Here is a 20,384-nt window from a genome sequence, read left to right as displayed (position 1 = left end):
CTGCCACGTGGTTTCGGGGGGGGGCCCCCCGCGCGCGGGCCCGGCCCCCCCCACCGCCCGGGGGCGCGCCCCGCGCCGGGGCGCGGCTTTCCCGGGGTGGGGGGCGCGCAGCGGCCCTTAATCGACGATCAACTGAAATGAACAGACAGACCCGCCAGCAGCCAGGGCTGATCGGCTATGCTTGCGCAGCGCACGGAGCAAGTAACCGGCTTGGGACCCATGGATATCAAGTTCACCAATCGCCTGTCATACAAGCAAGCCCGGTTGACAGTCCTGGTCGGCTTCATCCTGGGAACATTGCTCAGTCTCATCCAGATCGGCATCGATTATGCCAGCGAAGACGCGTCCATCAACCGTGAAATTCAGGCGCTGCTGAAGATCAGCCACGACACGGCCTCGCGCATCGCCTACAACATCGACACCGAGCTGGCCCAGGAGCTGACCGGCGGGCTGCTGAAATCACCGGCGCTGATCCGTGCGCGGCTGATCGACAACAACGACACGGTGCTGGCCGACGTGCAGCGGCCGCGCATGGAAAGCCGCTACAGACCATTGTCCGATTTCCTGTTCGGCGAGCAGCGCCTGTTCCAGGACCGGCTGTTCCTCGCCCACATGCCCGAGGAGTACCTCGGCACCCTGTATCTGGACGTCGACACCTATGCCTTCGGCGGGCGCTTTCTCGACCGTGCCGGGGTCACCCTGGTCAACGGCTTCGCCCGCAGCCTGGTGCTGACCGGCATTCTCCTGGCGCTGTTCTACCTGATGCTGACCAAGCCGCTGGTGACGGTGATCGGCGCGCTCAGCGGCAATGATGCGCGCACGCCCCGGCAGAACCGCGTGGACTGCCCCAAGGGCCACGAGAACGACGAGATCGGCGTGCTGGTACGGGTCGCCAACCAGCAGTTCGTCAGCATGGCCACCGAGATCCAGCAGCGGCGCACCGCCGAGAACCGCCTGACCCAGTACCTCAACGAGCTGGAAGATATCGTCTCGGCCCGTACCAACGAGCTCAAGGCCAGCAACAGCCGCCTGAGCCAGTCCAACCAGGAACTGGACGAAGCGCGCCAGCGCGCCCTGGACATGGCCCAGGCCCGCGCCGCCTTCCTGGCCAACATGAGCCACGAGATCCGCACGCCACTCAACGGCATGCTCGGCATGATCGCCCTGGCGCTGGACAGCGGCCTGGCCGCCGAGCAGCGCCAGCAGCTGTCGATCGCCCACGACTCGGGCAAGGTGCTGGTGGAGCTGCTCAACGATATCCTCGACCTGTCGAAGTTCGACGCCGGCCAGCTGGAACTCGAACGCATCCCGTTCGACCTCGGCGCGATGGTCGAGGACACCGCCAACCTGCTGTCGCAGAATGCCGCGCCCAGTGTCGAGCTGACCTGCCTGATCGCCCCGGATTTTCCCAGCACGGTGCTGGGTGACCCGACGCGGGTACGGCAAATTGTCAGCAACCTGCTGTCCAACGCACTCAAGTTCACCCGCTTCGGGCGTGTTGATGTACGCCTGAGCAGCATCGTCGGCGGCGTGCGCCTGGAGGTCAGCGACACCGGCATCGGCATCCCCGAGGAGGCCCAGGCGCGGATTTTCCAGCCGTTCACCCAGGCCGGCGCCGGTATCACCCGCCAGTACGGCGGCACCGGCCTGGGCCTGGCCCTGACCCGCAACCTGTGCAAGGCCATGCAGGGGCACCTGCACATCCATTCCGAGACCGGTTTCGGCAGCCGTTTCAGCGCCGACCTGCCGCTACCGGCGCATACCGAGGCGATCCCGCCAGCGGCAATAAGCGGACACGTGGTAGCCCTGGGCAACCCCGGCAGCGGCCTGGCCGAGCTGCTGCAAGGGCTGCTGCCGCGCTGGGGGCTGGATTACGTGCGCCATGAAGAAGCCAGCGCACTGGCTGGCCTGCCGGTCGACCTGCTGATCACCGACGACCTGGAACACGTGCTCGACCTGCGCCCGGCCATCGCGGCGCCGATCCTGCTGGTGACCGCCTACGGCAACTTCCTGCCTGCCGAACAGGCCGAGCAACTGCAACCCTTGCAGCAGCTGGCCCGGCCCCTGGCGCGCAATGCCCTGTACCAGACGCTGCGCCGCACCCTGCAAGGCGAGCCCAACGCGCCGCTGCCCCACGAGGTGCCAGCCTCGCGCGAGCTGCGGGCGCGCATCCTGCTGGTGGAGGACAACCCGGTGAACCAGTTGGTGGCCAAGGGCATGCTGGGCAAGCTCGGCTGCCAGGTGCAGGTGGCCGCCCACGGCCAGGAGGCCCTGGACTACCTGGAACGGGACAGCTTCGACCTGGTGCTGATGGACTGCAACATGCCGGTGATGGACGGCTACGAGGCCAGCCGGCGCATCCGCCAGAGCAGCCGCTGGCCGGAGCTGCCGATCGTCGCGCTGACCGCCAACGCCATGCCCGAGGAGCGCGAACGCTGCCGCGCCGCGGGCATGAACGACTACCTGGCCAAGCCGTTCCGGCGCGAGGAACTGCTGGCGCTGATCGAGCACTGGGTGCCGGTCAGCGGTTGAGCAGCGGCTCTATCGCCGCTTTCAGCGCCTCGGGCTTGGTGGTCGGGGCAAAGCGGGTGACCTTGCCGCTGCGCGGGTCGACCAGGAACTTGGTGAAGTTCCACTTGATCTTCTGCGTGCCCAGCAGGCCCGGCGCGCGGCGCTTGAGCTCGGCGAACAGCGGGTGGGCGCCGGGGCCGTTGACTTCGATCTTGCGAAACAGCGGGAAGCTCACGCCGAAGTTGAGCTCGCAGAACTGCGCGATCTCCCGGGCGTCGCCCGGCTCTTGCTTACCGAACTGGTTGCAGGGGAAGCCCAAAACCACCAGGCCCTGGCGCTGGTAGTCCTGCCATAGGCGCTCGAGCCCTTTGTACTGCGGGGTGAAACCGCACTGGCTGGCGGTGTTGACCACCAGCAGCGCCTTGCCGGCGAAGTCGCCCAGCACTTTCTGCTCACCGCCAAGGGTGACGCAGGGGATGTCCAGCAGCGCATCGGCCATGTTCGCTCTCCGTCAATCGCGTGGCTTGAAGTCCAGGCATACCGAGTTGATGCAGTAGCGTAGCCCGGTCGGCGGCGGGCCGTCGGGAAATACATGGCCCAGGTGGGCGTCGCACTGGGCGCAGGTGACTTCGGTGCGGATCATGCCGTGGGAGGTGTCGCGGATCTCGATCATCGCAGCCTCTTCGATCGGCTCGTAGAAGCTCGGCCAGCCGCAGCCGGAGTCGAACTTGGCCTTGGCGTCGAACAACTGCAGATCGCAGCAGATGCAGTGGTAGACGCCGTCGCGGCGCTCGCTGTTGTACTTGCCGCTGAACGGCCGCTCGGTGCCTTTCAGGCGGCACACCTGGTACTGGGCCGGATCGAGCATGGCGCGCCATTCATCCAGGGTTTTGTCGATCTTTTGCATGATGGGACCTCGGCAGGCTGAATTTCACCTCGCACCGGCTTTTCCCTGGCGCGGGTGGCACGTATATTAGTTGGCTTCGTGTGCAAGGCAGCCAGTCTGGCACCCGGTTCCCGCCCTTTCAAACCTTTCGAAAGAAGGCGGCGCGTATTCTCACTCGGGATCTCATCATGCAGTTCAGCAAATCGAACAAGCTCGCCAATGTCTGCTACGACATTCGCGGCCCAGTGCTCAAGCACGCCAAACGCCTGGAAGAGGAAGGCCATCGCATCCTCAAGCTGAACATCGGCAACCCGGCGCCGTTTGGTTTCGAGGCGCCGGACGAGATCCTCCAGGACGTCATCCGCAACCTGCCCACCGCCCAGGGCTACAGCGACTCCAAGGGCCTGTTCAGCGCGCGCAAGGCGGTGATGCAGTACTGCCAGCAGAAGGCAATCGAAGGCGTCACCATCGAGGACATCTACCTCGGCAACGGCGTGTCCGAGCTGATCGTCATGTCCATGCAGGCGCTGCTCAACAACGGCGACGAGGTGCTGATCCCGGCGCCCGACTACCCGCTGTGGACCGCCGCGGTGAGCCTGGCCGGCGGCAAGCCGGTGCACTACCTGTGCGACGAGCAGGCCGACTGGTTCCCGGACCTTGACGACATCAAGGCCAAGATCACCCCGAACACCAAGGCATTGGTGATCATCAACCCGAACAACCCGACCGGCGCGGTGTACTCCAAAGAGCTGCTGCTGGGCATGCTGGAGCTGGCGCGCCAGCACAACCTGGTGGTGTTCTCCGACGAGATCTACGACAAGATCCTCTACGACGAGGCCGTGCACATCAGCACCGCGTCGCTGGCCCCGGACCTGCTGTGCCTGACCTTCAACGGCCTGTCCAAGTCGTACCGGGTGGCGGGCTTCCGCTCCGGCTGGCTGATCATCTCCGGGCCCAAGCACCACGCCACGAGCTACATCGAAGGCATCGACATGCTGGCCAACATGCGCCTGTGCGCCAACGTGCCGGCCCAACACGCCATCCAGACCGCCCTGGGCGGCTACCAGAGCATCAACGACCTGGTGCTGCCGCCGGGCCGCCTGCTGGAGCAACGCAACCGCACCTACGAGCTGCTCAACGACATCCCCGGGGTCAGTTGCGTCAAGCCGATGGGCGCGCTGTACGCCTTCCCGCGCATCGATCCGAAGGTCTGCCCGATCCTCAACGACGAGAAATTCGCCCTCGACCTGCTGCTGTCGGAGAAGCTGCTGATCGTCCAGGGCACGGCGTTCAACTGGCCGTGGCCGGACCACTTCCGCGTGGTGACGCTGCCGCGGGTGGATGACCTGGAACAGGCGATCGGGCGTATCGGCAACTTCCTGCGTACCTATTCGCAGTAATAGGCTTGGTTTTTGTGGTGGCGCCGAAATCGAGCGCCGCCCGCGCGGCGCATCGCGGATGAATCCGCTCCTACATTTGTTGCAACGTGCCGAACCTGTCAGGCCATGGTTGCCAGCCTTGGCGCAGGGCTTGAGACGGGTGGGGCGGCGGCAATGCCCACCGAAAAACCGTGTCGAGCACACGAGGCGTATAACCATGGCCTATCAGGCATGGTCACGTTGCAACAAATGTAGGAGCGGATTCATCCGCGATGCGCCGCGCGGGCGGCGCTCGGTCTCGACCACGACAAAATCAGCACGCCGTACCCAATGAATCTGCTCACATCCTGCAACGCTCTACCCCACAGCCCTTACGGCATCCTCTGCCATACTCCTCGCGTACACAGTTTGAAATAGTCGCCCGGTTGAATAGCCGCGCCCTCCCCCTTATATACCCCGCAGTACGCAACAAACTCATCCGTCAGGAGAACGTAACAACCATGATGCGCATTCTGTTGTTTGTAGCCACCAACCTCGCGGTGGTGCTGGTTGCAAGCATTACCCTGAGCCTGTTCGGCTTCAACGGGTTCATGGCCGCCAACGGGGTTGACCTCAACCTCGGCCAGCTGCTGGTCTTCTGCGCCGTGTTCGGTTTCGCTGGCTCGCTCGTTTCGCTGTTCATCTCCAAGTGGATGGCGAAGATGACCACCGGCACCCAGATCATCACCCAGCCCCGCACCCGTCACGAGCAGTGGCTGCTGCAGACCGTCGAAGAGCTGTCCCGCGAGGCCGGCATCAAGATGCCCGAGGTGGGCATCTTCCCAGCCTACGAGGCCAACGCCTTCGCCACCGGCTGGAACCGCAACGACGCGCTGGTGGCGGTGTCCCAGGGCCTGCTGGAACGCTTCTCGCCTGATGAGGTGCGCGCGGTGCTGGCCCACGAGATCGGCCACGTGGCCAACGGCGACATGGTCACCATGGCGCTGGTGCAGGGCGTGGTGAACACCTTCGTGATGTTCTTCGCCCGCATCATCGGCAACTTCGTCGACCGGGTGATCTTCAAGAACGAAGAAGGCCACGGCATCGCCTACTTCATCGCGACCATCGTCGCCGAGCTGGTACTGGGCATCCTCGCCAGCATCATCGTCATGTGGTACTCGCGCCGCCGCGAGTTCCGCGCCGACGAGGCCGGCGCCCACCTGGCCGGCACCGGCGCAATGATCGGCGCGCTGCAGCGCCTGCGCTCCGAGCAAGGCCTGCCGGTGCACATGCCCGACACGATGAAGGCCTTCGGCATCAACGGCGGCCTCAAGCATGGCCTGGCCGGCCTGCTGATGAGCCACCCGCCGCTGGAAGACCGCATCGACGCGCTGCGCCGCCGCGGCTGATCCAGGGAAGTGTTGGAAAGGGCGACTTCGGTCGCCCTTTTTCATGGGCCTGCCCCGCGTTGGCTTTAACGCCGAACGCTGTACACTCGCTCAACCAATTTTTCGACACCAGCTTTGAGAAACTTCGGACTCTCGTCGAGAATCTCCCGCGCCTCGACCTCATCGACCCGCCACCCGGCAAAACCTGTCCGCACTTCGGCGTCCGGCACCGAGAACGGTGGCCCATCGATCAAGGCCTGATCGTAGTCGAGGGTCACCAGCAGCCCACGGCAGGCCGCTGGCAACAGCTTGCCCAACAACGCCATGTAGCGCTCACGCATCGGCCCCGGCAAGGCAATCAACGCCGCTCGGTCGTACACCCCCACGCAACCAGCCAGATCCTCGGCACGCAGGGCGAACACATCGCCGCACCACAACTCCACCTCGTCGCTGCGCCACACCTCGAAGGCGCCATGCCGGGCAACCTGCGCCACCAAGCCATGTTCGGTGAAGAAGTCCGCCACCGCCCTGCGCGACAGTTCCACCCCCAGCACCCGATACCCTTGCGCAGCCAGCCAGAGCATGTCCAGGCTCTTGCCACACAGCGGCACCAGCACCCGCGCGCCCGGGGCCAGCCCCAACGCCGGCCAGTGCGCCTGCAGGTACGGGTTCACCTGAGCCTGGTGAAAGCCGATCTGGTTGTCCGCCCACCGCTTGTGCCAGAACGCTGGCTCCATGATCCCTCCCGGTTTTTCGATAAAAGACTGTGAAAACTTATATTGGATCTCGATCGAAGGCTGATAGAAGATGGCAGCATCTTACCTGCCAGGACACCACCATGCTGCCCAGCCTGTTCATTTCCCATGGCTCACCCATGCTCGCCCTGCAACCTGGCGCCAGCGGCCCTGCCCTGGCCGAACTGGCCCGCGCCCTGCCCCGCCCGAAAGCGATCGTGGTGGTGTCGGCGCACTGGGAAAGCCGCGAACTGCTGGTGATGAGCAACCCACATCCGCAGACCTGGCATGACTTCCATGGTTTTCCGCCGGCCCTGTACGCGGTGCACTACCCGGCCCCCAGCGAACCGGCACTGGCCCAGCGGCTGGCCGGCTTGCTCGGCGCCCGCCTGGATGAACAACGGCCTTTCGACCATGGTGCCTGGGTGCCGCTGTCGCTGATGTATCCGCAAGCGGAGATTCCGGTAGTCCAGGTGTCGCTGCCCAGCCAGGCCGGCCCCGCCCTGCAACTGAAGGTCGGGCAGGCGCTGGCGCAGCTGCGCGAGGAAGGCATCCTGCTGATCGGCTCGGGCAGCATCACCCATAACCTGGGCGAGCTGGACTGGCATGCGGGGCCGGATGCGGTCGAGCCCTGGGCGCTGGCGTTTCGCGACTGGGTGGTGGAGCGGCTGAAGGCGGGAGACGAGGCGGCGCTTGTGGACTATCGGCGCCAGGCGCCGTTTGCAGTGCGCAATCATCCCAGTGACGAGCACCTGCTGCCGCTGTTCTTCGCCATGGGCGCTGGCGAGCGGTTTGGCATCGTTCACCAGGGATTCACGCTGGGGGCGCTGGGGATGGATATCTATCGGTTCGACTGACGCTCTCACGCACAGAGTTACAGTGCTCGACACAGGCAAAAAAATCCCCGACCTAGGCCGGGGATTTTTCATTGCAGCGCCAGGATCAGTCCTCGCGGTAGCGGCGCAGCTTCAGCTGCTTGCCGGCCACGCGGGTGTCCTTGAGCTTGGTCAGCAGACGCTCGAGGCCGTCTTCGGGCAGCTCGATCAGGCTGAAGCTGTCACGTACCTGGATGCGGCCGATGGCGTCACGCGCCAGGCCACCCTCGTTGAGGATAGCGCCCAGCAGGTTCTTGGCGGCGATGCCGTCACGGGCACCCAGGGCGGTACGGCAACGCACACGGCCTTCGGCCAGCGGCATCGGCGCACGGCGCTCACGGTCACCACGGTCGCTGCGCTCACCACGTTCGGCACGCTCGCCAGTGCTGCGCTCACGCGGGGTGTGGGTCGGCACCAACGGCTGCTCACGCTCGACCGAAGCCAGGTCCAGCGCCTGGCCATTGGTGGCCTTGCGCAGCAGGGCCGAAGCCAGGGCACGGGCACTGCAACCCAGATCGGCGGTCAGGCGGTCGAACAGCTCGCCATGGCTGGCCTCGGACTCGGCCACCAGTGGCGCCAGGCTCTTGGTCAGCTTCTTGATGCGTGCGTCCAGCACGGCCTGCGGGTTAGGCAGGCGGGCTTCGGCAACCTTCTGCCCGGTGACACGCTCGATCACCTGCAGCATGCGGCGCTCACGCGGGGTGACCAGCAGCAGCGCACGGCCATCGCGACCGGCACGGCCGGTACGGCCGATACGGTGCACGTAGGACTCCGGATCGTACGGCATGTCGACGTTGAACACGTGGGTGATACGCGGTACGTCCAGACCACGGGCAGCGACGTCGGTGGCGACGACGATGTCCAGGCGGCCATCCTTGAGCGAGTCGATCACGCGCTCACGCTGGTTCTGGGCGATGTCGCCGTTCAGCGCGGCAGCCTTGTAGCCTTTGGCTTCCAGGGCGGCGGCCAGGTCCAGGGTGGCTTGCTTGGTACGCACGAAGGCGATCAGCGCGTCGAACTCTTCCACTTCCAGCAGGCGCAGCACGGCCGGGATCTTCTGGTCGGCGTGGACCATCAGGTGGGCCTGCTCGATCGCGGTCACGGTCTGGGTCTTGCTCTGGATCTTGACGTGCTTCGGCTCGCGCAGGTGGCGCTCGGCGATGGCACGGATCGAGGCCGGCAGGGTGGCGGAGAACAGCACGGTCTGGCGGGTTGCAGGGATGGCGTCGAAGATCACTTCGAGGTCGTCCATGAAGCCCAGCTTGAGCATTTCGTCCGCTTCGTCGAGTACCAGGTACTGAACGGTGGACAGGACTTTCTCGTCGCGGCGCAGGTGGTCGCACAGGCGGCCAGGGGTGGCCACGACGATTTGCGCGCCGTTACGAATGGCACGCAGTTGTGGGCCCATCGGGGCACCACCGTAGACAGCCACCACGTTAACGCCCGGCATCTGCTTGGCGTAGGTTTCGAAAGCGGTGGCTACTTGCAGCGCCAACTCACGGGTTGGCGCCAGGATCAGGGCTTGCGGTTCGCGCTTGCTCACGTCGATCTTGTTGAGGATCGGCAGGGCGAAGGCAGCGGTCTTGCCGGTGCCAGTCTGCGCCTGGCCGATCATGTCGTGACCGGCGAGGATGATCGGGATCGACTGATGCTGAATAGCCGAAGGCTCTTCGTAGCCGGTGGCCAGAACAGCAGCAACGATATTCGGATTGAGATCGAGAGCGGCGAATCCGCCGGTTTCCTGGGTCATGGGTCTGCCTCTAGGTGCATCCGCAAAGACCCATGCTCCAAAACTGCACATGCCTTGAAAGACCAAGCGGTCACCCAGGCAGTTTTGGCGGCGGGGATTTGCGAAAACGATTGAAAAAGGAACGTCTTGGGAAGGTCCGACTAGCGGACGCTCAGCCGAAGCTGGGTTCGGAGGATTTGCACCACCTGATTTGAGGTCCGCTAAAAGACCGGCGCGTACTATACCCGAAATTGCCATGAGCTGTGAGAAATATTTCAATCCTGATGTCCGCCACGGGGGCAGCATTGGATCCAGGCTGAATCGTTTCCTCCAAAGGCTTGCGCCGCCTCCGCAGAACTCATGTCGCCGGGCGGATTGCCTTGATCAGGTAATCCAGTGAATAACCCAGGCGTGGCGCCAGGGATTCGGCACGGGCACGCAGCGCTTGCAGATCCAAAACCTGCTCCAGGTCCGCCGGCACCAGCAGGATCACGTTACCCTCCTTCACCGGCAGCTCCCAGTAATGGCGATGGTACAGCCCGCGCAACAAGGCCGCGCCCAGTGGCTTGCCATCGTCCCCGGCCCACTGGTTGATCACCAGCCAGCCATCGGGGTTGAGCTGCTTCTGGCAGTTTTCCAGGAACCCCCAGGCCAGATGCCCGACGCCGGGGCCATAGTCGGTATACAGGTCGACGAACAGCAAGTCGGCCTTTTCGGCGCTGGGCAGCAGCTCAAGGGCATCGCCCACCCGCACGTACAGCCGCGGATCGTCGTCCAGGCCCATGAACTCCATGGCCAGGCGCGGCACGTCCGGGCGCAGTTCGATGGCCTCGACATCCTCCAGCGGCAGGAACTTCAGGCAGGCCTGGGTCAGGGTGCCGGCGCCAAGGCCGAGGAACAACGCGCTTTCCGGCTGCCCGTGGCACAGCGCGCCGACCAGCATGGCGCGGGTGTAATCGTACTCCAGCCAGCTGGGGTCGGCGGTGAAGGTGCAGCTCTGCTCGATGGCGTCGCCGAACTCGAGGAAGCGATAGTCATCCACCTCGTACACGCTGATAACGCCAAAGGCGTCCTCGACCCGTGCCAGCAGCCGCTCTTCCCGCTCCGTCGCCATCCCTACCACCTGCCCGCGCAAAACCGCCATTGTCCGCCAATGCCGGTGGTGCAACAAGCACGCGCGGGCGTACCATGGCTGGCAGGCCTCAACGACACTTATGGATAGAGCTTGCAATGACCCGACAATGGACCCCCGACAGCTGGCGCACCCTGCCGATCCAGCAGCAACCGATCTACCCCGACGCCGCGCACCTGCTGAAGGTGGAGCAGACCCTGGCCAGCTATCCGCCGCTGGTGTTCGCCGGCGAAGCCCGCGAGCTGCGCCGGCAGTTCGCCGAGGTGACCCAGGGCCGGGCGTTCCTGCTGCAGGGTGGCGACTGCGCCGAGAGCTTCGCCGAGTTCTCCGCGGCGAAGATCCGCGACACTTTCAAGGTGCTGCTGCAGATGGCCATTGTCATGACCTTCGCCGCCGGCTGCCCGGTGGTCAAGGTCGGGCGCATGGCCGGGCAGTTCGCCAAGCCACGCTCGGCCAACGACGAAACCCTCGGCGACGTCACCCTGCCCGCCTACCGTGGCGACATCGTCAACGGCATCGGCTTCGACGCGAAAAGCCGCATCCCCGACCCCGAGCGCCTGCTGCAGGCCTACCACCAGTCCACCGCCAGCCTCAACCTGCTGCGCGCCTTCGCCCAGGGCGGCTTTGCCGACCTGCACCAGGTGCACAAGTGGAACCTCGATTTCATCGCCAACTCGGCGCTGGCCGACAAGTACCACCAGTTGGCCAACCGCATCGACGAAACCCTGGCCTTCATGCGCGCCTGCGGCCTGGACACAGCGCCGCAACTGCGTGAAACCAGCTTCTTCACCGCCCACGAAGCGCTGCTGCTCAACTATGAAGAAGCCTTCGTGCGCAGCGACAGCCTGACCGGCGACTACTACGACTGCTCGGCGCACATGCTATGGATCGGCGACCGCACCCGCCAGCTCGACGGCGCCCACGTCGAGTTCCTGCGCGGCGTGCACAACCCGATCGGGGTCAAGGTCGGCCCGAGCATGAACCCCGAAGAGCTGATCCGCCTGATCGACGTGCTCAACCCGGACAACGACCCGGGCCGCCTGAACCTGATCGTACGCATGGGCGCCGGCAAGGTCGGCGACCATCTGCCGGGGCTGATCCGCACCGTGCAGCGCGAAGGCCGCCAGGTGCTGTGGAGCTCGGACCCGATGCATGGCAACACCATCAAGGCCAGCAGCGGCTACAAGACACGCGACTTTGCGCAGATCCTCGATGAGGTCAAGCAGTTCTTCCAGGTGCACCAGGCCGAAGGCAGCCACGCCGGTGGCATCCATATCGAAATGACCGGGCAGAACGTCACCGAGTGCATCGGCGGCGCCCGGCCGATCACCGAAGACGCGCTCTCCGACCGCTACCACACCCACTGCGACCCGCGCATGAACGCCGACCAGTCGCTGGAACTGGCCTTCCTGATCGCCGAAACCCTTAAGCAGGTACGCCGCTGAGCAACGCCTGACGCAGCCGGCTGCCCTCGGCGCGGGGGCAGTTGAGCTGCACCTGCGCCAGGCCCAGCCAGTTGGCCAGCCTCTGCAGGCTGAGCGCCAACGCCTGGTAGCCCGCCTCGTCCAGCCCCGTCGCCTCTTCGTGCACCGCATGCACCGCCAGACGTCCGTGGGCGCGTTCGGCACGCAGGTCCAGGCGCGCGGCAATGCGCCCGTCGTGCAGGAACGGCAGCACGTAGTAGCCGTACACCCGCTTGTGCGCGGGGGTGTAGATCTCCAGGCGATAGCGGAAATCGAACAGGCGCTCGGTACGCTCGCGCGCCCAGACCAATGAATCGAACGGCGACAGCAAGGCGCTGACTTCGATGCGTCGGGGAATCCGTGGCACGTCCGCGACATAGGCCGGCTGTTTCCAGCCCTGCACGGCGCAGGCCTGCAGGCGCCCGTCCTCGACCAGAACAGCCAGGGCGGCCTTGCTCTGCTGCGGCGAGAGGCGAAAGTAATCACGCAGATCCTGTTCGGTGGCCACGCCCAGGGCGCCGGCGGCGTGCAGCAGCAAGCCCTGGTGCGCTTCAGCCTCGCTGGGCGGGGCCTGATCGAGGATGGCCGCCGGCAGCACCCGCTCGGGCAGGTCGTACAGGCGCTCGAAACCGCGACGCCCGGCCACCGTGACCTCGCCAGCGGCGAACAGCCATTCCAGCGCGTGCTTTTCTTCGCTCCAGTCCCACCAGGGGCCGGCGCGTTCTTGGCGGGAGGACAGGCTGCCGGCGCCCAGCGCGCCTTGGTCGCGCACCGCCGCCAGCACTCGCTCGATCACCTCGCGCCGCTCGCGGCCGAAGGCGGCCAATTGCCGGTAGATGCCCTTGCCGTCGGCGGCGTGGGCCATGCGCCAACGCATCAGCGGGTACAACGCCAGCGGCAGCAGCGAGGCTTCGTGGCCCCAGTATTCGAACAGCCTGCGCTGGCGGCGTTGGCCCCAGGCGAGCTGGTCCAGCAGGCCGTGCGGGTAGTCGCCCAGGCGCGAGAACAGCGGCAGGTAGTGTGAACGCACCAGGGCATTGACCGAGTCGATCTGCACCACGCCCAGGCGCTGAAACATGCGCGTGAGGCTGGCCAGGGTCGGCGGGCTGCCGGGCGACTTGCCGAAACCCTGGGCGGACAGGGCCAGGCGGCGGGCCTGGGCGAGGGACAGGCTGAAGGACATGAGGTGGCTCCGTCTGGTGTCCAGACAGTAAAGACGCAATCGCGGGGCAAGCCCGCTCCCACGCATCTTTGTGGGAGCGGGCTTGCCCCGCGATTGGAACCACCTTCATTTCCGCAACGGGTCCTCCCAGAAATGCCGGTCGGCTTCCTGCTGGATGTCCGCCCGCGACAACCCAAGATCGTGCAGCGTGGCATCGCTCAGACGCGCCAGCTCGTCGCGCTGGCGGTGCAATTCGAACCAGCGCAGCACCAGCCCGCTGGCGTCGTGCCACAGATGGCCCAGGGATGCGGCCGGTTGGTGAGCTACGTTGAAATGACCTTTCATCATGACGCCCTCCTTGTGGATGGCTCCAGTCTCGTCCCAGGCCTAAGATCAATCCAACGAATGTTTCTGATGCCATGCATCTCGGAGATTGATGCCATGTCCCAGTATCAGAGTCTCGACGCCGAGGTGCTGCGCACCTTCGTCGCCATTGCCGAGCAAGGTGGTTTCACCCGCGCCGGCGAAGTGGTCAACCGCACCCAGTCGGCGGTGAGCATGCAGATGAAGCGCCTGGAGGAGGACATCCTGCAGCGCCAGCTGTTCGAGCGCGACGGCCGCCAGGTGCGCCTGACCGCCGAGGGCCAGGTGCTGCTGGGCTATGCGCGGCGCATCCTCAAGCTGCATGGCGAGGTATTCAACACCCTGCGCATGCCGCACATGGTCGGGGTGGTGCGCATCGGCACGCCGGACGACTACGCCATGCGCTACCTGCCGGGCATTCTCACCCGCTTTGCCCAGGCCTACCCGCTGATCCATGTCGAGGTGCATTGCGATTCGTCCAAGCAGTTGATGCTGCGCCAGGACCTGGACCTGACCATCGTCACCCGCGAGCCCGGCAACGAGGTCGGCCAGCTGCTGCGCCAGGAGCGCCTGGTGTGGGCCGCGGCCAAGGGCTTCTGCCCGCAAGAGCAGCGGCCCATGCCGCTGGCGCTGTTCAACACCGACTGCTTTTGCCGCGCCTGGACCTGCAATGCCCTGGAGCGCCACGGCATCGAGTACCGTATTGCCTACACCAGCCCGAGCCTGGCGGCGATCTTCGCCATCGTGCAGGCGGGGCTGGCGGTGACCGCGCAGTTGCACAGCCTGGTTGGCGGCGAACTGCGCATCCTCGGCGAGGACGACGGCCTGCCGCAGTTGCACATGGCCAATGTGATGCTGCTGCGTAACGACCAGCAGCATTCACCGATTACCGACTGCATGGCCGAGTACATTGTCGAAGGGTTCAAGTAAGCCGAGGACGCTTCGCGCCCTTTTCGCCGGCAAGCCGGCTCCCACAGATGGCAATGGGCTCTGCAGCCCCTTACGCTCAGAGCTCGAACCCGAGCATCACCGCGCACACCACCAGAAACACACAGAACATCGAGCGCAGTACCTTTTCCGGCAACGCATGGGCCAGCTTCACCCCCCAGCTGATGCTCAGCAACCCACCTACCGCCAACGGCACCCCGATGCTCCAGTCCACGCTCTGGTGCAGGCCGTAGGTCAGCAGGGTCACCGCGGTGCTCGGCGCCGCCAATGCCAGCGACAACCCCTGGGCCACCACCTGGGTGGTGCCGAACACGGAGGTCAATATCGGCGTGGCCACCACCGCGCCACCCACGCCGAACAGCCCGCCCATGGTCCCGGCAAAGCTGCCCAGCACGCCCAGCCATGGCCAGGGATAGCGCAGCTGGTTGCTCGGCGGCTTCACCGGCAGGCACATGCGCGCCACGTTCCACAACGCCAGGGCCACCAGGAAACCGACGAAATACAGGCGCATCGACTGGGCATCGATGCCCACTGCCCAGATCGACCCCAGCCAGGCGAACAAAAAGCTGCACAACGACAGCGGCACGGCATGGCGCAACTCGATGCGGTTGCGCTGGTGATAGCGCCACAACGCAAGCAGCACGTTGGGCACCACCATCACCAGGGCGGTGCCCTGGGCCAGTTGCTGGTCAAGGCCGAACAGCACCCCCAGCGCCGGGATCGCGATCAACCCGCCACCAATACCGAAGAGGCCACCCACAGTGCCCAGGGCGGCACCCAACACGATATACATCAACCACTCGATCATCCGGGCCTCATCCGCCTGTTTTCAGAGAATGCCGGCATGCTACCCAGTCACGGCTGGCGGGGAAACGCACAGCAGCGCACAATGGCTTTGCGTAATCCGCAAAAGCAGAGCCATCATGAGCCCCGATATCCTCACCGAACAACTGAGCCTGTTCCTCGATGTGCTGGAGACCGGCAGCTTCTCCGCCGCCGCCCGTCGCCATCCGCTCACGCCTTCGGCCGTGGCCAGGCGCATCGACAGCCTGGAAAACGCGGTGGGCAGCCGGCTGTTCTCGCGCAGCACCCATGCGGTGCGCGCCACGCCGGCCGGCAATGCGTTCGCCGAACGGGCCCGGCGCATCATCGAGGAACTGCGCCTGGCCCGGGCCGAGGCGGTATCCCTGAGCAACGCCCCCGAAGGGCTGATCCGCATCGACGCCCCGGCCGCTTTCGGCCGGCGTCACCTCGCTCCGGCCATCGCTGACTTCCTGGTCGCCTACCCCGGGCTCGACGTGCAACTGCGCCTGATCGACAGTTTCGTTGACCTGCACGGCAGCCACCTGGGCGAAGTCGACCTGGTGCTGCGCGCGGGGCCCCTGGCCGACACGCGCCTGGTGGCCACGCCACTGGCCTATATGGTGCGGATCGCCTGCGCCAGCCCGGCGTACCTGGCCAATCGCGGCGTTCCGGCCTGCCCCAGCGAGCTGCCTGGGCATGACGGCCTCGACTGGGACGGCCTGGCGCCACCGTTCGCCTGGCGCTTCGAGGTCGACGGCCAGACCCGCCTGTACCGCCCGACGCGCATGCGCATGGCCGCCAACAATGCCGAGACGCTGCTGTTCGGTGCCTTGGCCGGGCTGGGCATCGCCCACCTGCCGACCTGGCTGGTCAGCGACTACCTGCTGCGCGGCGAACTGCTCCCCCTGTTCTGCGACAACGGCCTGCCGGCCCCCGAAACCAGCGGGATTTATGCACTGCGCCTTGAACATGAAACGAACTCTCGCAGCCGCTTGCTGCTCGAATTCCTCAAGAGCCGTTTCAGCCCGGTGCCGCCCTGGGACCTGGCGCTGAGAAGCGAGCTGCGCTGGCAATGAGCGCACCAAGCTTTGGCGTGCTAGATTTTATTACTCACCGATTCCAAGGACCTGCATGAACGCCGACACCCAAGCCCCCTGCGACGCGCTGCTGCTGGACAACCAGGTCTGCTTCGCCCTGCACTCGACCTCGTTGCTGATGACCAAGGTCTACAAGCCTTTGCTGCAGGCCCTGGGCCTGACCTACCCGCAGTACCTGGCCATGCTCGTGCTGTGGGAGCAGGACGGCCTGACCGTGGGCGAGATCAGCCAGCGCCTGCTCACCGACCCCGGCTCCCTGACCCCGCTGCTCAAGCGCCTGGAAAGCGAAGGCCTGCTCAAGCGCAGCCGCAGCCGCGAGGACGAACGGGTGGTGCTGGTGCAACTGACCGACAAGGGCCGCGCCCTGCAGGCCGAAGCCCAGCGCGTGCCGCAATGCATCCTGCAGGCCAGCGGCCACAGCGCCGAGCAGTTGCGCAAGCTGCAAGCCGACCTGCTCACCCTGCGCGCGCAGCTGCAAGAAAACCTCTGACGTCTATGCTGTGAGAGGGCTGTTCAGATGAATGGTCGAATATTTAACTTGCGCACTAAATAATTGCGCACTAAATTAAGCCCATACCCACTCAGCGCCGACGGCGCACAGCACCCAAGCGAGGCTCAAGATGCAAAAGGTCACTCCGCTGTACATCGCAGAAGCCACTTCCACCGGTGGTCGTGATGGCAAATCCCGCTCCAGCGACGGCAAGCTGGAAGTCAAGCTGAGCACCCCGAAAGAGCTGGGCGGCGCCGGAGGTGAAGGCACCAACCCCGAGCAGATGTTCGCCGCCGGGTACTCGGCCTGCTTCATCGGCGCATTGAAGTTCGTTGCCGGTCAGGAGAAAAAAGCCCTGCCGGCGGACGCCTCGATCACCGCCAAGGTCGGCATCGGCCAGATCCCCGGCGGTTTCGGCCTGGACATCGACCTGCACATCAACCTGCCTGGCCTGGCCCAGGCCGACGCCGAAGGGCTGGTGGAGAAGGCGCACAAGGTCTGCCCGTACTCCAACGCCACCCGCGGCAATGTGGATGTGCGCCTGCATGTGACGGTGTGAATGCCATCGCGGAGCGAGCCGACTTGCCCCGCGATGAAGGCGCCACGGTTCACGAGCACAAAAAAACCCGGCCAAGGCCGGGTTTTTCGTGCTCATCGCAAGAAGGATTACTTCTTGGAACGGCCCTTGAAGCTGTTGTCGCGAGTGTCGATGTCGATCCACTCGTCGATCTGGATGAAGTCGGCAACCTGGATCTCGGTACCGTTCTTCAGCTTGGCAGGCTTCATGACCTTGCCCGAGGTGTCGCCACGTGCGGCGTTCTCGGTGTAGACAACCTGGCGGCTGATGGTGGTCGGCAGTTCTACCGATACCAGGCGGCCTTCGAAGAAGACGGCTTCGCAGATGTCTTCCATGCCTTCTTCGATGTACGGCAGAACGGCGTCGATGTCTTCGGCGTTCAGTTCGTACATGGTGTAGTCGGTGGTGTCCATGAAGGTGTACGAGTCACCGCTGATGAACGACAGGGTCGCTTCTTTGCGATCCAGGATCACGTCGTCCAGCTTGTCGTCCGCACCGTATACGGTTTCGGTCTTGTAGCCGGTCAGCAGGTTCTTCAGCTTGGTCTTCATGATCGCGCTGTTACGGCCCGACTTGGTGAACTCAGCTTTCTGAACCAGCCACGGGTCGTTGTCGATCCGCAGTACGGTACCGGGTTTCAGTTCTTTACCAGTTTTCATTACGAAGTATCCGAATCTGGATGGATTTATAAAAATCGAGGCCGCGTATCATAGCGAATTTCGGTAAAACTGTACCAGCCTCGTGGCAAGGTCCGGCCGAGCGGCCTGCGTGGCCTGCCACTGGCGGGCATGTTCGCGCACTTCCTCCCAGTGTGGCTGCAGCGCCTGCCAGGCCTGCCCCATCGGGCGGTCCATGTTCCAGGCCCGCCACAGCTCGCTAAGCGCCTGCCCGGCGGCGGCCGACAACCCATGGCAATAAAGGGCGAGGAATGCTTCGAGCTTTTCCCAATGGGCGTTCTCTTCCTGGATGTAGATGTGCCACAGCATCGGCACCCCAGCCCATTGCGCCCGCACGAACGAGTCCTCGCCGCGCACGGCGTTGAAATCGCAGCTCCACAGCAGCCGGTCGTAGTCGTCCTGGCTGACAAAAGGCAGCACCTGGACCGTCAAGGCGCCGCGCCGATGCAGCGCCCCCACGGCCAAGTCCGCCTCGCCCAGCCAGTGGCCGAGGTCGCCCAGAATGCGCCCCTGCGGTACCAGCAGGTGGCTGGGGTGCGCGCCTTCGGCCAGTACGTCGAGCCAGTTGCCCAACTGTGGATTCTCGTAGGCGAACAGCGAGATCAGACGCGCCCCGGCCTCGGGGTGGACGCCCAGCCCTGCCAGGAACCTCGCCCGCTCGTCAGGCGCCTGGCGGAACGCCTGGCAACGGGGCAGCAAGGCCGCTTCGCGCAGCAGGCCACCGGTCTTCTCGGTGAAACCCGGGAAGAAAAAGAACTTGCGCAACCCATTGGCCTGGGGCGACGGCAAGCCATGGCAGCCATCCACCCAGTCTTCGGCACTGAGGTAGTCCAGGTTCAGCCACAAGGGCGGCGTGGCCTGCTCGCCCATGGCCTCGACATAAGCCTGCGGTAGCTGGCAGGCGAAGGCGCCCACCACAACCTGCGCCGGCTCCGCGCCTTGCCACGTGGCCGGCCAGTGGCGTACCTCGACGCCCTGCCGCCACTGCTGCTCGGCTTGGCTGTCGGCCTCTGGGCACAGGCGCACGAAGGCTTGCAGGTCATCCACCCACAGGCGCACGGCCAGGTCATGCTCGCTCGCCAGCTGGCGCGCCAGGCGCCAGGTGACGCCGATGTCGCCATAGTTGTCGACGACCGTGCAGAAGATGTCCCAGGTGGTTTTCATCGCCACGTTCCGTTACCTGCGGAAAAAAGACCGCGGATTTTGCTGAAAAATGCCGGCCAACAAAAGCGCGGCACTGAAAATACCTGCCGCGGCATGCGAGAATGGCGCCCTCGCCCCGCCTGCCAGGAGGCCATCATGCCCCGCCCCCGTGAATTGAAGATCACCCTGAAACCGGTGCAACTGGTGCTGTGCGTCGCCCTCGGCCTGTGGCTCGGCGCAGTAGCGATCGCCGTGAGCCTGTGGCTGGCCCTGCACCTGTGGCCACAGCAGGTGCAACCGCTGGTCGAGGCCACCGCCCCCGCGCAGGTCTTGCATGCGCCAACCGCTCCTCCAGCGCCACCGGCCGATGCCCAGGCGCAGATGTTCGAACATTACAAAGACATCCTGCACAAGCAGGAATTGCAGCAGGCCGCCGAGGCCGCCCAGGGCAACCCGCGCAACCTGAGCAGCCCCAAATGCCAGTTCTGGCTGCAGCAGAACCGCACCGCGCCGACCGACAAGAGCCAGGCCAACGTGCTGGAGTTCTGCTACTGACCATGGACAAGGCCACCCTGCTGCAGCGCATCGTCACCACCCTCGAGCACGACATGGAGGTGCTGCGCCGCGCCGCCCAGACCGCCTACGAGGCAGCCACCGCCGAAGAGAATATCGCCGAGAACAAATACGACACCCTTGGGCTCGAGGCCTCGTACCTGGCCACCGGGCAGGCTCGACGCACCGCCGAGATCCGCCAGGCGCTGCAGACCTATCAGCAACTGGTGCCACGCGACTATGACCCGGCGCGGGGGATCCAGGTCGGCTGCCTGGTGACCCTGGAGGACGAACAGGGGCAGCGTCGCAGGCTGTTCCTCGGGCCCGAAGGCGCCGGCTTGAAGATTGGTGAGGGAGAGGCGCTGGTGACGGTGATCACACCTCGCGCACCGCTAGGCCAGCAGCTGGTCGGCAAGCGCGTGGATGACGAAGTACGCCTGGTGCTGGCTGGGGTGGCCCAGGTGCAGTTCATCATCGATATCGCCTGACCGGGCG

20 protein-coding genes and 1 pseudogene are annotated in these 20,384 nt (G+C 65.2%); 11 read left to right on the top strand and 10 right to left on the bottom strand.

Annotation, left to right across the window (positions count from 1 at the left end; genetic code table 11):
- The first annotated feature begins 177 nt into the window (after positions 1-177).
- Entirely contained in the window at positions 178-2,532 is a 2,355-nt protein-coding gene (locus tag ACVWY1_RS17665) for a response regulator (RefSeq protein WP_457378570.1), read from the top strand.
- Here ACVWY1_RS17665 and ACVWY1_RS17660 read toward each other — a convergent pair.
- Positions 2,522-3,010, bottom strand: coding sequence for a glutathione peroxidase (locus tag ACVWY1_RS17660; protein ID WP_046856557.1), 489 nt, complete (start codon positions 3,008-3,010; stop codon positions 2,522-2,524). The genes ACVWY1_RS17665 and ACVWY1_RS17660 overlap by 11 nt on opposite strands.
- A 12-nt stretch (positions 3,011-3,022) precedes the next feature.
- Complete coding sequence (gene msrB / locus ACVWY1_RS17655) at positions 3,023-3,418, bottom strand: peptide-methionine (R)-S-oxide reductase MsrB (protein ID WP_102684226.1); 396 nt, start codon at positions 3,416-3,418, stop codon at positions 3,023-3,025.
- Between the two features lie 167 nt (positions 3,419-3,585).
- Between msrB and ACVWY1_RS17650 the strand changes: the two genes are divergently transcribed.
- Together ACVWY1_RS17650 and htpX are read left to right on the top strand one after the other, a co-directional pair.
- Entirely contained in the window at positions 3,586-4,797 is a 1,212-nt protein-coding gene (locus ACVWY1_RS17650; RefSeq protein ID WP_139672678.1) for a pyridoxal phosphate-dependent aminotransferase, read from the top strand.
- 479 nt (positions 4,798-5,276) lie between these two features.
- The gene (gene htpX, locus ACVWY1_RS17645) at positions 5,277-6,164 is read left to right on the top strand and encodes a protease HtpX (protein ID WP_038705666.1); all 888 of its coding nucleotides are present in this window, start codon (positions 5,277-5,279) and stop codon (positions 6,162-6,164) included.
- 65 nt (positions 6,165-6,229) lie between these two features.
- Here htpX and ACVWY1_RS17640 read toward each other — a convergent pair whose 3' ends face one another.
- The gene (locus ACVWY1_RS17640; protein WP_457378569.1) at positions 6,230-6,880 is read right to left on the bottom strand and encodes a thiopurine S-methyltransferase; all 651 of its coding nucleotides are present in this window, start codon (positions 6,878-6,880) and stop codon (positions 6,230-6,232) included.
- A gap of 101 nt (positions 6,881-6,981) precedes the next feature.
- Here ACVWY1_RS17640 and ACVWY1_RS17635 point away from each other — a divergent pair, with 101 nt between their 5' ends.
- Positions 6,982-7,734 carry a DODA-type extradiol aromatic ring-opening family dioxygenase gene (locus ACVWY1_RS17635; protein WP_277503221.1) on the top strand — a complete coding sequence of 251 codons (753 nt, stop codon included), beginning with the start codon at positions 6,982-6,984 and terminating at the stop codon, positions 7,732-7,734.
- An 85-nt stretch (positions 7,735-7,819) separates the two neighbouring features.
- Here the strand turns inward: ACVWY1_RS17635 and ACVWY1_RS17630 are convergent.
- Both ACVWY1_RS17630 and ACVWY1_RS17625 read right to left on the bottom strand, forming a co-directional pair.
- Positions 7,820-9,536 (bottom strand): annotated as a pseudogene (locus tag ACVWY1_RS17630) (DEAD/DEAH box helicase).
- Positions 9,537-9,839: 303 nt separating this feature from the next.
- A complete protein-coding gene (locus tag ACVWY1_RS17625; RefSeq protein WP_110698165.1) occupies positions 9,840-10,595 on the bottom strand; it encodes a spermidine synthase in 756 nt (251 codons plus the stop codon).
- 116 nt (positions 10,596-10,711) lie between these two features.
- On the opposite strand from ACVWY1_RS17625, the gene ACVWY1_RS17620 reads away from it, so the two are divergent.
- The gene (locus ACVWY1_RS17620; RefSeq protein WP_457378568.1) at positions 10,712-12,058 is read left to right on the top strand and encodes a class II 3-deoxy-7-phosphoheptulonate synthase; all 1,347 of its coding nucleotides are present in this window, start codon (positions 10,712-10,714) and stop codon (positions 12,056-12,058) included.
- On the opposite strand, the gene ACVWY1_RS17615 is transcribed toward ACVWY1_RS17620, so the two are convergent.
- Entirely contained in the window at positions 12,039-13,259 is a 1,221-nt protein-coding gene (locus ACVWY1_RS17615; protein WP_457378567.1) for a winged helix-turn-helix domain-containing protein, read from the bottom strand. The genes ACVWY1_RS17620 and ACVWY1_RS17615 overlap by 20 nt on opposite strands.
- Before the next feature lie 105 nt (positions 13,260-13,364).
- A complete protein-coding gene (locus ACVWY1_RS17610; RefSeq protein WP_031316004.1) occupies positions 13,365-13,583 on the bottom strand; it encodes a DUF1127 domain-containing protein in 219 nt (72 codons plus the stop codon).
- Between the two features lie 96 nt (positions 13,584-13,679).
- On the opposite strand from ACVWY1_RS17610, the gene ACVWY1_RS17605 reads away from it, so the two are divergent.
- Positions 13,680-14,531 carry a LysR substrate-binding domain-containing protein gene (locus ACVWY1_RS17605; RefSeq protein WP_031316005.1) on the top strand — a complete coding sequence of 284 codons (852 nt, stop codon included), beginning with the start codon at positions 13,680-13,682 and terminating at the stop codon, positions 14,529-14,531.
- Between the two features lie 76 nt (positions 14,532-14,607).
- Here the strand turns inward: ACVWY1_RS17605 and ACVWY1_RS17600 are convergent, their stop codons facing one another.
- The gene (locus tag ACVWY1_RS17600) at positions 14,608-15,357 is read right to left on the bottom strand and encodes a sulfite exporter TauE/SafE family protein (RefSeq protein WP_139672701.1); all 750 of its coding nucleotides are present in this window, start codon (positions 15,355-15,357) and stop codon (positions 14,608-14,610) included.
- A gap of 115 nt (positions 15,358-15,472) precedes the next feature.
- On the opposite strand from ACVWY1_RS17600, the gene ACVWY1_RS17595 reads away from it, so the two are divergent.
- From ACVWY1_RS17595 to ACVWY1_RS17585, 3 genes are all read left to right on the top strand, one after another.
- A complete protein-coding gene (locus tag ACVWY1_RS17595; RefSeq protein WP_277503217.1) occupies positions 15,473-16,429 on the top strand; it encodes a LysR family transcriptional regulator in 957 nt (318 codons plus the stop codon).
- 55 nt (positions 16,430-16,484) lie between these two features.
- Positions 16,485-16,940 carry a MarR family winged helix-turn-helix transcriptional regulator gene (locus tag ACVWY1_RS17590; RefSeq protein ID WP_102684218.1) on the top strand — a complete coding sequence of 152 codons (456 nt, stop codon included), beginning with the start codon at positions 16,485-16,487 and terminating at the stop codon, positions 16,938-16,940.
- A gap of 130 nt (positions 16,941-17,070) precedes the next feature.
- Positions 17,071-17,499 (top strand): organic hydroperoxide resistance protein, encoded by a 429-nt coding sequence (locus ACVWY1_RS17585; RefSeq protein ID WP_011532840.1) that lies wholly within the window; start codon positions 17,071-17,073, stop codon positions 17,497-17,499.
- A 107-nt stretch (positions 17,500-17,606) separates the two neighbouring features.
- Here ACVWY1_RS17585 and efp read toward each other — a convergent pair whose 3' ends face one another.
- The gene (gene efp, locus ACVWY1_RS17580; RefSeq protein ID WP_012271109.1) at positions 17,607-18,176 is read right to left on the bottom strand and encodes an elongation factor P; all 570 of its coding nucleotides are present in this window, start codon (positions 18,174-18,176) and stop codon (positions 17,607-17,609) included.
- A gap of 48 nt (positions 18,177-18,224) precedes the next feature.
- Entirely contained in the window at positions 18,225-19,358 is a 1,134-nt protein-coding gene (gene earP, locus ACVWY1_RS17575; protein ID WP_277503215.1) for an elongation factor P maturation arginine rhamnosyltransferase EarP, read from the bottom strand.
- 135 nt (positions 19,359-19,493) lie between these two features.
- On the opposite strand from earP, the gene ACVWY1_RS17570 reads away from it, so the two are divergent.
- Positions 19,494-19,892, top strand: a complete 399-nt coding sequence (locus tag ACVWY1_RS17570) for a hypothetical protein (protein ID WP_277503214.1) — start codon at positions 19,494-19,496, stop codon at positions 19,890-19,892.
- Between the two features lie 2 nt (positions 19,893-19,894).
- Complete coding sequence (locus tag ACVWY1_RS17565; protein ID WP_102684215.1) at positions 19,895-20,377, top strand: GreA/GreB family elongation factor; 483 nt, start codon at positions 19,895-19,897, stop codon at positions 20,375-20,377.
- Positions 20,378-20,384: the final 7 nt, after the last annotated feature.

The sequence above is a fragment of the Pseudomonas sp. TE6288 genome (assembly GCF_054062095.1).
Note: the sequence above shows the minus strand (reverse complement) of the source record. Positions and strands in the feature narration are given on the sequence as shown.